The organism is Candidatus Sororendozoicomonas aggregata (assembly GCF_031528575.1).
Lineage (GTDB): Bacteria > Pseudomonadota > Gammaproteobacteria > Pseudomonadales > Endozoicomonadaceae > Endonucleibacter > Endonucleibacter aggregata.
The window spans coordinates 1-9,000 of sequence record NZ_JAVLSP010000117.1 but is presented as its reverse complement, the minus strand read 5'-3'; the positions used below and the strand labels follow the sequence as shown (position 1 = coordinate 9,000).

9 protein-coding genes and 1 pseudogene are annotated in these 9,000 nt (G+C 42.8%); 5 read left to right on the top strand and 5 right to left on the bottom strand.

All coding sequences use genetic code 11. From position 1 onward, the window contains the following. Positions 1-97: 97 nt before the first annotated feature. From V4C51_RS16020 to V4C51_RS16005, 4 genes and pseudogenes are all read right to left on the bottom strand, one after another. Positions 98-634: pseudogene (locus V4C51_RS16020) on the bottom strand (IS256 family transposase); the annotation flags it as partial. A gap of 139 nt (positions 635-773) precedes the next feature. Continuing rightward, positions 774-1,070 carry a NadS family protein gene (nadS, locus tag V4C51_RS16015; RefSeq protein ID WP_330927188.1) on the bottom strand — a complete coding sequence of 99 codons (297 nt, stop codon included), beginning with the start codon at positions 1,068-1,070 and terminating at the stop codon, positions 774-776. Beyond that, positions 1,063-1,383 (bottom strand): type II toxin-antitoxin system RelE/ParE family toxin, encoded by a 321-nt coding sequence (locus tag V4C51_RS16010; protein ID WP_330927187.1) that lies wholly within the window; start codon positions 1,381-1,383, stop codon positions 1,063-1,065. Before V4C51_RS16010 ends, nadS begins: the two co-directional genes overlap by 8 nt. A 63-nt stretch (positions 1,384-1,446) precedes the next feature. Beyond that, complete coding sequence (locus V4C51_RS16005; protein WP_330927186.1) at positions 1,447-3,216, bottom strand: transposase; 1,770 nt, start codon at positions 3,214-3,216, stop codon at positions 1,447-1,449. A 133-nt stretch (positions 3,217-3,349) separates the two neighbouring features. Between V4C51_RS16005 and V4C51_RS16000 the strand changes: the two genes are divergently transcribed. The 4 genes from V4C51_RS16000 to V4C51_RS15985 all read left to right on the top strand — a co-directional run bounded on the left by V4C51_RS16000 (position 3,350) and on the right by V4C51_RS15985 (position 7,278). Next, positions 3,350-3,694 carry a hypothetical protein gene (locus V4C51_RS16000; RefSeq protein ID WP_330927185.1) on the top strand — a complete coding sequence of 115 codons (345 nt, stop codon included), beginning with the start codon at positions 3,350-3,352 and terminating at the stop codon, positions 3,692-3,694. Between the two features lie 348 nt (positions 3,695-4,042). Then, the gene (locus V4C51_RS15995; RefSeq protein WP_330927184.1) at positions 4,043-5,113 is read left to right on the top strand and encodes a coiled-coil domain-containing protein; all 1,071 of its coding nucleotides are present in this window, start codon (positions 4,043-4,045) and stop codon (positions 5,111-5,113) included. Between the two features lie 5 nt (positions 5,114-5,118). After that, on the top strand, positions 5,119-6,228 hold the full coding sequence (locus V4C51_RS15990) for a tyrosine-type recombinase/integrase (RefSeq protein WP_330927183.1): 1,110 nt from the start codon (positions 5,119-5,121) through the stop codon (positions 6,226-6,228). A 24-nt stretch (positions 6,229-6,252) separates the two neighbouring features. Continuing rightward, entirely contained in the window at positions 6,253-7,278 is a 1,026-nt protein-coding gene (locus V4C51_RS15985) for a protein DA1 (RefSeq protein WP_330927182.1), read from the top strand. 336 nt (positions 7,279-7,614) lie between these two features. Here the strand turns inward: V4C51_RS15985 and V4C51_RS15980 are convergent, their stop codons facing one another. Continuing rightward, positions 7,615-7,944, bottom strand: coding sequence for a MarR family winged helix-turn-helix transcriptional regulator (locus V4C51_RS15980; protein WP_330927181.1), 330 nt, complete (start codon positions 7,942-7,944; stop codon positions 7,615-7,617). A 464-nt stretch (positions 7,945-8,408) separates the two neighbouring features. Here V4C51_RS15980 and V4C51_RS15975 point away from each other — a divergent pair, with 464 nt between their 5' ends. Continuing rightward, positions 8,409-8,618: a hypothetical protein gene (locus V4C51_RS15975; RefSeq protein WP_330927180.1), complete on the top strand. Its 210-nt coding sequence runs from the start codon at positions 8,409-8,411 to the stop codon at positions 8,616-8,618. Positions 8,619-9,000 lie beyond the last annotated feature (382 nt).

The following is a 9,000-nucleotide window of genomic DNA, read 5'->3' as shown; positions in this document are numbered from 1 at the left end:
TCCAGGCTTCCATTTCAAAGTGTGACAACTTAGAAATCTACTGACAGCTGTCTCACATCTCAAGTTTTAGCCTGTTGCACTTATTGTATTACTCCAGCTACACCTTGATCCGGTCTGGAAACATAATTTCAAACCGGTTCATGGCCGCTTTCCAGTCCCTTATTGGCATAGTCCATTTGGCCGATGCCTTTTCTGTCGCCAGGTAAATAACCTTCAGAACCGCATCATCCGTTGGGAATATTTTCCGGTTTTTTATCGCCTTTCGGATGACGCTATTCAGCGACTCTATAGCATTCGTCGTGTAAATAGCCTTTCTGATCTCCTTAGGGTAGTCGAAAAGGGTAATCAGGTTATCCCAGTTTTTGCGCCAGGACTTGCCTATGGAAGGAAACTTCTCTCCCCACGCGCTTTCAAAAGCGCTCAGCTCGTTTTCGGCTTCTTCAGATGTCGCTGACTGATATATCCTCTTCAGATCATTAGCGACTGCTTTGCGTTCCTTGTAGGACACGTATTTCAGAGAGTTCCTTACCTGGTGGACAATGCAAAGCTGCACCTGAGCCTTTGGGAAAGCCGTGTTAATGGCTTCAGGAAAGCCGGACAGTCCATCCACGCAGGCAATAAACACATCCTCAACGAGGGGCGGCCGACAAATGGGTGTTTTTTCTCCACATCTGCTCTGTATCCATTGATAATAAAGGAATTATGACGAGTTTTTGTTTTTGAAAGACTGTCGTTTATTGATAAAGCTTTCATCAGAAATAGCTCATACCAACTTACTGATGAAGCAACGCCATTGCCTGGTTAGGGTTATTTCTAAACATAATCAACAGTGATCTGGCCGGCCCAAGAGGCTTTCTCACTTTCTGCTCCCAGCCTTGTACCGTCTTGATACTCACTCCAATGAGAGCGGCAAACTTTTCCTGGGATAGATGCGTAGCTTTTCTGATACTCGCTACATCAATATCCTCATACTTAAATGTTCGTGAAGGTTTCTTAATGCCTTTCTTGATATCGACAGCCTCTCTGACACTATTCATAAGCTCATCAAAGTTAAACTCGTGGTCATTCATTGCAAATCTCCCTCGCTAGTTCTGATAATGCTTTTTTCTCAGCACTGGTTAAATCTGTTTGTCTGTTTTTGCTATAGGCGTACAGCATGTAAAAGGTATCTTCATTGACCTGCCAGTAATAGATTATCCGTGCTCCGCCTCGTTTGCCGGAGCTATCCAGCTTCCAACGAAACTTCCGCAGGCCTCCAGTACCTTTGATAAGGCTGCCAATATCAGGTTGAGCGATCATGGCTTCCTGCATGGCTCGATAATCATCATCAGTCATAAGCTGGGTGATGATTTTGGTGAATATGCTGGCCTCTACAAATTCCATAATTTATTCTACAATGTAGTATCAAATATACCACATTGTGGTACTTATGCAAGCCAATCCCCATTAAGGGATCACCGGAATAGCCAGGTCATACTCAAGCTTGGTTATAGGTATATTGAAATCTGGCCGGTAATCGCCAAAACGGTTAATGTGTTTTCTCCAGTAAGGAGAAAGATCAGCCAGTATTTCAGGCGTTATTTCTACGCCACCATTAGCAAGCTCTTTTAGTGCTCTCGTCATATTTTGCACGTTATGGAGAATGGTTAAATTAGCCACGAGGTGGTTGTACTTAATAATCTTTTGCTGCTCATGCCGCAGATTTTCGGCAATGACGCCATCTCCACCAAACATGAGCCATTTGCAAAAATCATTGAACTCTTCACACTTATTCGTGGCCTGATTGATCGTTTTACGCAAATCAATATCCATGATGTATTTCAGCAGGAAACGTGTTTTTACGGCGCGTCCCAGTTCACGGAATGCAAAATACAGCCGGTTTTTACGAGTGCCTGAGCCTAATCTTTGTAAAATCGCTGAGGGATCAATGGTTCCGTGTTTGATAGAAAGGGCAACACGCAACATGTTCGGTAAATGCTGCTTGATCAGAGACCAGTTAATGGTTTGCTCAAACAGACTATCAATGTGACCATAGCGTATATCCGCTTCAGGCCGGTAAAAACGAAGTTTTCCGACTTTGCGAATACGTGGCATTAACTCAATACCCAGTAGGTAAGCCAGACCAAATGCCGGCTCATTTTGAGCATGAGTGTCTCCATGCAGAATGTTTGGTTGGATATCTGACTTATTGTTCATCAGAACATCCAGAATATAGGCTCCTTTATAAGAGCCACAGGTGATAAATCGGCTGAATAACGCTGCGTAGGTGTCTGACACAAAGTAGTAACCGACTCCACCATAGCTACCGTAGCGAATATGATACTCAGAAAACAGATTCTGTTGGTAGACATCAAACCGAGTACCGTCAGCTGCAGCACGCTCACCCGTTCCCCAGCTTTTTGGGAGCTGGAAACGGTTGTAAGCATTGATAGTCTTGGTGATAGCTTTATCTAAATCAGTTTCAGAGATGTAGCCTATGTTGAGCCAGGCTACCTGTTTTCGGCTCAACCCCTGTACCGATCTGGCCACTTGTGTTGGGCCAAGGTTGCAGCCATAACAGAACAGGGTAGTTACAAACCGTTTTCGAGGGTCAGACAGTCTGCTTTTCTCCCCAGAAGGTGGAGAGAATAGCGTGTGTAGATCCAACCATTGTTCTGACTCAATCAGTAAATCCAATATATTAAGTGATGGTATGTGCTCATCCATCAGGCGCTTGATTTCTGTGACTTTTTCAGTTGGAACTTTACTCTCCGGCCTGCTTAGCTTTAGATGGCCATCCTCAAATCGTACATGCTGACAATCTGGGAAGGATTCATCGGCCAGTGATGCAGCCTCTTTCAAACTTTGTTTAAGCGCTTGAACAAATATTTCCGGATCAGTGCTTATACCAGACTGTTGACTGTACTCATCAATATGTTGCTGATACTGGTCTTGAGAGATTAGTTTATCCCGATAATCACTGAACAAATCGCCAGCCTCAATGCATAAATCACCCGCATTCAGAGCCTCCATAACTAGGGTAAAAACAGCCAGTTCCAGGTAATTCTTGCGCCAAACAATTTTCCCACCCTTTTCTCTTTGGCGTTCAACTACCCTTCGTCTTGCTCTGGATTTATTGAAACAACCTTTCTGGCTTCTGCATTCATTTTTTTTATCACCCGTTGCTACCGTTGGTTTTGTTGTGAAAAAAAACAGGGGGGGAGCTACCCGCCCCAAAAATCACAACGGAACAATTTCAGAATAGGGGGAGCCTTACACAACTGTCAACCAGCCCATCCGTTAGCTTTTCCACCCAATACGTTCTATGCTAATTCCACAAACTGTAAAAACTTGCATTTAGGCTGAAATTATGTTCTCGACAATAAAACTGATCAACGAAGTTAAAAAAAGCATCAAAAAAGACACTATTTATAGTCTTGCAAAAGTCATAGGAGCAGATAGAAACACAGTCCGCTATTGGCTTAAAGGCGGCGTCATTAGTGACAAGTACGCTTTGCGCTGCGCAGAAATTACCGGATTAGACAAGGATTATGTTCTCTATTCAGTCAACCTTGAACGTGCCCAAAAATCACAAGAAAACTGTCTGATATCATACTGGCAGTCAAAATTAGACAAAATAAAACCTTCATTAGCCGCCAGCGCTTGCGTGCTCTGGGCTATAGGGGAGTTACTGCAACAAAACCCGCTAATTTAACATTTCAGAGTTTTTCCCTGCCATTATTGCTTTATACAAAAATTCCCACTGGCCTATTTTTTGAAGTTTTAGGCTATTTTGAGGGTGTTTTACAGTATTGGTAAGTAGACCAGCACCAAAGACCCAAAACCAGCTCCAATACTGCGCCAAATCCTGCCACAGCACCCGTATTCATTGACCTGCATCAATTTACATCAGCACATCAGAGACTTAAAATACCGGACTTATACCAGCCCTTACTACCGGTAAGGACAGTTACCGGTAGTAATTATTTAATATAGATACTATTAATACCAGTATTGGTATACTAGTATTAATAGTATCGAAAGTAGACGCAGAGATATTTCTATGGAAAATGACAAAGATATTCAGAAAAAAACGTATATTTTTCGCATCCTGGACGAACTGAAAGAGCGCGGAGAGAAAATCAATGCTGATAAACTCGCCAAGCTGGCACAGATGGGCAAGCAAACTGTGCTTCCCTATTACAATCAATGGCGCTTCCTTGATGAAGCGCAACAGCAAGGGGACAATGATCTACCACAAGAGCTTGTGCTCAATCTGCAACGTTTACTGATTCAGTGGAAAAGTGATATCAGCAAAGAACTTGTTGAAGTCCGAAGTCAAGCTGCCAATAAGCAGAGCATATTAGAGAAAGCAGTTCAGGACCTCACAGAAGAGAAGGCTGACATTGAACAAAAAAACCAACAGTTATGGCACAACAATGATGCTCTTGAGGCGTCTCTACGTGAAAAAAATAACTTGATTCAACAGTTAGAGCAGGAAATTACAAATTTAGCCAACGAGAAATCCCAACAGTCTCATAAAGTTAAAGATCTACAAACAGCAGTAAAAGCGCTAAAGGTAGAGCATACTGAAGCTATAGCGGCACAAGAAACCAAGCTTGATCAACAGTATAGTCGTCAAATTGATCACTGGATAAAATCGTTGGACGATGAGCGTACTCAAAAACAGGCTTTGCAAAAAGAGCATCAATCACTGCATACACAATTACTTAGCGTTGAAAAAGAAAAAAATTTGATGGCAAACAAGGTAATATTGAAAGAACAGGCATTGGAGGAGGCAAATAATGCAACAAGCACGTTGCAAGATGAAATTGACCGGGTAAAACCACAACTGGTTATATTTTCTCAAGTAAAAGAGCTGTTGCATGTTGATGCGAAGGAGGTTGTCTCGACGCTTTCTATATGTTTGGAGCAAATTAAAGAATTAACTGTTGTTAAGCAACAGCTGCAGAATAACCTCCAGCGTATGGAAAAACTGGAACTCTCCTTGTCCGAAAAAGACAAGAAAATCAGTGAATCGCAGGGGGTAGCCCTGGAGCTGGAAAAGAGTCGGGGCTATGCCCTTGCCATGGAAAAAGCACTGGCGCAAGCAGTTAAGTCAGAAAAGGAGTGAGGTGAATGGAGAACTCATTGGTCGATTTGATTGCCTGGCAGCATAACAACGTTCCTTCAGGGCTAGATCATGAGCAAAGTAATCTTATGGGCGCTCATGATGATAATGATGCATTGGTCTTATTTCTTAACAAGGCCGGAACCCGCTCGAGCGAGACACGTCGTCGTTATGAGCGTGAAACTGTAAGATTTACATTTTTTATTTATCAGGAGCTTGGCATCAATTATAAAGGGGTTCGCCTAAAGCACCTTCAATCATACCTTCATTTTATTCAGAATCTCCCAGAGAGCTGGCTCAGCCCAGGTATTTTGCCCGGCAGTCCTGACAAAATATTGTTTAAAGCACCGATAAAAATCGGAAAAAGTACCGACCAGGTTATTGATGTGCTATCAACCTTTTTTACTTTTCTGGAAAAAAACCGATACACCCTTGGTAACCCTGCAGCGTCATTGGTGCGATCAGGCGAAAAGCAGGCAAAAGGTGCTACAGTCATTCGCTATTTTCATGATAATGAGTGGGCGCACCTCAAGGAATGCCTTGATAATATGCCGATAAAGACGAAGCTCGAACAAAAAGAAGCAGAAAGAACTCGCATTATAGTGGCTACAACTTACGCCCTGGGGCTGCGAGAATCTGAAATCACTGGGCACTCCTTTGCTGATATTCATAAAGACGGAGAAGGCGATTTATACCTTAGTGTATTGGGAAAAGGCCGGAAAAGACGACAGCTCCCCATTAGCTCCGCGCTTTATAATCAACTATTAGCTTTTAAATCCGTGTATTTTGATGAAAAAAACTCTATTTTCCCCCTGGCACCAAGGCTTCGGAAGTCAAAAGGAGAGATCACTGCATTATCTTCACGAGGGTTACGTTTTTGGTGGCAGGCCTTTATGAGTCACTGTGCTGAGCAAACATCTGATATTTTCTTAGCCGAACGAATCAGGGCAATCCCTTTCCATGCTTTGCGCCATACCGCTCTCACTCATTTAGCGCGCAAGATGGATATTGAAGATCTGGCAATTTTTGCAGGTCATGATTCTATCAATACGACTAGCCAGTATTATCATGCTGAAACGAAGCGACTTCGTGCACTGACGAAAGATCATGGGATATAATAAAACAATCTGCTGAAATCATGGATGATGATGGCTACCTGTAAACGCTGCAAAAAACCAATAACGGGTAATTATGTCACAGCACTTGGGGAGCCTTGGCATTCCCAGTGTTTTGTGTGTGCAGGCTGTAAAAAATCCATTTCTGATCAGGAGTTTCTATCATTTTCAGGGTTACCTTATCACTCTCACTGCCTTAGGTGTCAGGGGTGCGGTTTATCTATCACAGCCAATTATGTTAAACATAATCATTTCCCATGGCATCCTCGCTGTTATAAACACCAAAGCCATCCCCCATGCTCAATATGCCGAAAACCATTAACACGTCGTTATCTGGTGGATTTTTGGGGGAACGCTTACTGCCATACTCACAAAGACTTTGCAAGGTGTGCCAGCTGTGGCCGTATTGTTTGTGATCATCTCACTAGCGGAGGAATGCAATACCCTGATGGTCTTCTGATTTGTACGACATGTGGTTTATATGGCGTAGCGACTGTTGAAAGGGCTAACAATATTGTCAATGAAATGCGCAAAGCCCTGGCCTCCGTTGGTTTAAAGCTCAATCGTGCGCAAGTCCCGGTGCATTTGTGTGGCAGGGATGATCTCCGTAAATTCAGCCGACATAATTTTCACGATGAGCGCCCAATCTTAGGCTTGGCCCGCTGGACCATCATGAGTTCGGGTAAGCGAGTAGTGGCCCGCAATTTTAAGGATATTCTTATTCAAACTAATCTGCCAGAGGAGCATTTCCGGACTGTTGCCATCCATGAACTCACGCACGCCTGGTTTTTTTATAATAATTATCAAGACTTACCGATAAAAGTCGAAGAAGGTATGTGTATGCTAATGGAGTATATCTGGCTAAGAAGCCAGAAGACACAAGACGCTAGATACCGGCGAACCATTTTGATGAAAAGCTCTGATCCTATATATGGTGAGGGTTTTCGGGAGGCTCGAGCAGCATTGAAATTAATGCCATTGAACATATTATTGGCATTCTTGAAAGAAAAAAAGAAGTTTCCAACACGGTTAGCCGCATTTTTCTATTGCTGAAAGAGTGTATTGCCTATAGTGATTGGCTAGAATAACGTGAGTTCGATGCCTGAAAAGACACAGAGAGTCTCACCGACTAGCTTACACTTGGATGCTGTATATCAAAGTAGCTAGCCAAGAGGACTTTATGTCCCTCAATAGTTTATTCTGCGATCTCGATGAGTTCTACCTTGAGTTTGAACCAATGGCATAAGCAGCTCTGAGGCCTCATGCCTTATGCTTCACTCCTGTTCTGTTGGTTTGAAAGTAGCTATATGGACAACCGCTACTTTACTTCAAACCATCAGGAACAGGCACACCACACACATTTTTTGATTTATGCGGGGTAATACAAACTTATTTCAAATAACGCGACTTCTGTTTGATCTTCTCTACCAGCTTTTTGCCTTTAGGCGACAGAGAAAGCTTGAAGTAGCGGCCATCATCTTCATGTTGAACTTTTTTGATAAGCCCCAGGCCTGGGCGATCATGGCGACCTTCACCTAAGCGCTTTACACTAACGGCGATATCACTGGGAGTACCACACAGTAGTTTGTCTTCATTTACCAGGTCAGTAATAGTCTCACCCGGATTTTCAGCAACCACTAAAAGAATTTGCCATTGAATAACGGTAAGTGGATGCTCCTGCATCAGCTGGGTAAGTTTGATTAAACCTTTCAGAGTCATGAGTTGCTAATTCCTGTTTTATCATTAATACCATATTCTCGATAATTGTCGTCGTTTAGTTTTTATTGCACACCCGTCAACATCAAGAAATACAACATTTGTAGCTACAACTATCGTAGGACAAATAGTAGACAGTTTTATACTGTTCTTGCAAATTCTTAAACGCGAGTTTTCTGTAACAGAACACAACGTAACAATAAGGTTACGTAATGTAACAAATGGAGCAGTCATCATCTGTTTATACCGACCAATATACTTTAAAAATGATTTAAAAATATTTCTTATAATTTTATATGCTATATGTCCACTCATTTCAATGGATCCAACCTCTGGCTACTTATTTCAGTTATCTTTTCAAACTACCGTAATGAACATGGCAAGCTAGACGCCAGAACAGGATAGGATAAACGACCAATAATAGTCAGCTATTGCGAGGTATTTCAACGCATGGCTGGCGTCTGACCTTGCCGAAGAGTCGAATAGTGGTGGCAGCGAGCTTCGACAGTCTCAGCCCGAACGGCAAAACTTACTTAGTTGATCTGTTCGCCGTGGAGCGCATTAAGTACTTTGCCGCAGATCGGGAGTTTCGTGGTGAAGCCTGGCTGCAATGGTTGCATGAACAGAAAATCCATATTCGGATTTCAAACGACACAAGCACAATGAATCACCACTGAACAGAAAAACTCAAGGTTTATCCCATACTTCGGCCTACGTCCAGTCAAAAGAAGGGTGTCCATTTATAGTACAGTGTCTCGAACCATTCATTGATAATTGTAGCGGCTTGAAAACAGAAGCGCTCGGGCTTGAAAAAAGCCCCCCTTTTGGGCTCACATTATGTGAAAATATCTCTGAACCTTTTGGTTTTAGCCTCAAAGCACTGTTTAAAGAAATGGCGGATGTAGCCCATCTTGTTTTTCTCTACACCGTCAAGTGTGAAAGTGGTTGACCGGGCTCCGACGCGGCAATCAATACGGTTGCCCTTTGGCACAGATCTTTAAGCGTCAGGTGGTTGAACTCAAAGAAATCGAACACTTTGGGATACCAGCGCTGAAACCG

Coding starts and splice junctions, on each gene's coding strand:
- nadS (WP_330927188.1), bottom strand. CDS start 1,070: ATGAATGACCACGAGTTTAACTTTGATGAGCTTATGAATAGTGTCAGA.
- V4C51_RS16010 (WP_330927187.1), bottom strand. CDS start 1,383: ATGGAATTTGTAGAGGCCAGCATATTCACCAAAATCATCACCCAGCTT.
- V4C51_RS16000 (WP_330927185.1), top strand. CDS start 3,350: ATGTTCTCGACAATAAAACTGATCAACGAAGTTAAAAAAAGCATCAAA.
- V4C51_RS15995 (WP_330927184.1), top strand. CDS start 4,043: ATGGAAAATGACAAAGATATTCAGAAAAAAACGTATATTTTTCGCATC.
- V4C51_RS15990 (WP_330927183.1), top strand. CDS start 5,119: ATGGAGAACTCATTGGTCGATTTGATTGCCTGGCAGCATAACAACGTT.
- V4C51_RS15985 (WP_330927182.1), top strand. CDS start 6,253: ATGATGATGGCTACCTGTAAACGCTGCAAAAAACCAATAACGGGTAAT.
- V4C51_RS15980 (WP_330927181.1), bottom strand. CDS start 7,944: ATGACTCTGAAAGGTTTAATCAAACTTACCCAGCTGATGCAGGAGCAT.